The sequence below is a fragment of the Candidatus Pelagibacter sp. HIMB1521 genome, assembly GCF_052047875.1.
Classification (GTDB): Bacteria; Pseudomonadota; Alphaproteobacteria; order Pelagibacterales; family Pelagibacteraceae; genus Pelagibacter.
The window spans coordinates 1-1,689 of the sequence record NZ_JBNAIZ010000033.1; the positions used below are offsets into that span (position 1 = coordinate 1).

Sequence of the window (1,689 nt, forward strand, 5' to 3'; positions counted from 1 at the left end):
TTATATATATTTTTATTTTTTGTAATTTTATGTTTATTCTCTTATCGAGATTTTTTATGGACCTATAGATCTATGGTTGAAGATTACTTTTCCTATTACCATTATCAGGATCAAATTATTTATTATTTAACTGGTGACGAAGATTTTAAAGATTATGTACCAGTTAACACAAGGTTTTTAGGTCTTTTTATCCAATTTTTAATTTTCAAATTATTTCCCTGTTTAAAATTGACAGATATATCTAGCCCTGGAACGTATCAATTATATCAATGTACGTCTTTTAGCTTAGCTTTAATGAATTTTTTTTGTAAAAATTTATTTTTTATTTTAATTTTCTTATATTCAAAAAAAATTACAAAGAGTACCTCTATTGCTTTTCTATCAGTAATATTATCAAGTATTTTTTTTCTATATTTAGAGTCTTTTTCTTTAGATAGACTGGCAGTACTATATATTCTCATTTGCTTATATTTTAATGATAAAAAAATTTATGGATTAGCTTTATTATTCTTTTCTTTTTTTGTTAATGAAAAAATTATTATGGTTCTTGGGCCATATTTTTTATTTCAGTATTTTGTTTACAAAGATAAAAAAAATTTAAATAATTTGACAATAATAATACTTTCTACTTTTGCGTATTTTCTCATGATATTTTTTTTGATTAAATTTTTTAGATATGATTTTCATCCATATTATGAAGGTTCTGGAATACATAGAATATTTCTTGATTTAACTAATAAAAGTCACATTTCAAATAGTTTTCTTCCATTTGTGTTTACTTTTATTCCCTATCTTATTCTTATTTATTCAAATAATTCTTTAAATTTGAAAAATACAAAATTTGAAATTTTAATTCCTGTAATTATGTGGTTTTTGTCATATGGTGGTGGAGAAAATAATGTGGGAAGATATGTTATGCATACTTTGCCAATTTGGTTACCATTATTTTCTGCTCAGATACTAAATTTTCTTAATAAAAAAAATATATTAAAGATTTAATTTTAAAATTTGACAAATTTTTTTTCAATTATTGTTCCTGTTCTCAATCAAGTAAAATATATTGATGAATGTCTATTAAGCATTTTGAATCAAAAATATAAAAATTATGAAATTATAATAATTGATGGAAAATCCAATGATGGAACTTTAAAAAAGATAAAAAAATTACAAAAAAAAAATAAAAAAAAAATAAAGTTAATTATTAATTCAAAACTTTCACAAGCTGCAGCTATAAATCTGGGAATTAAATTATCCAAGGGCCAATGGATTACCTGGCAAAATGGAGATGATTTTTATACAAGTAAAAACTCATTTAATTATTTAAATGATAGTATTAACAAAAATAATAAAAAAAAACTCCATTTAGGAAATATGCTAATTGTTGATAAAAATTCTACTAAAATTTCAAAATTAATTTATAGTACTCCTAATTTTTACTCATTACTATATGAGGGTATGACTTTGTCCAATCAATCTTTAATTTGGCATAAAGATATTAATAAAAAAATAGGGTATTTGATAGATACCAGGGTCAATTTCGACTATGAATGGTTTTTAAGAGTGTTAAAAAATTTTCCAGATACATGTGTTCATTTTAATAAGTTAGTTGGATCATATAGAATTCATGATGGACAAAAAACTTTTAAAAAAAATTCCAAAGAACTTATGCAAATTAAAAAAATTAAGTTC

The 1,689-nt window shown here is 21.9% G+C and carries 1 protein-coding gene and 1 pseudogene; both read left to right on the forward strand.

Going from position 1 to position 1,689, the window contains the following annotated elements; translation table 11 throughout:
• Positions 1 to 999, forward strand: a pseudogene (locus tag ACTTA5_RS07620) (hypothetical protein); the annotation flags it as partial.
• 9 nt (positions 1,000 to 1,008) lie between these two features.
• The coding region (locus ACTTA5_RS07625) for a glycosyltransferase (protein ID WP_440649199.1) at positions 1,009 to 1,689 on the forward strand (681 nt) is incomplete at its 3' end.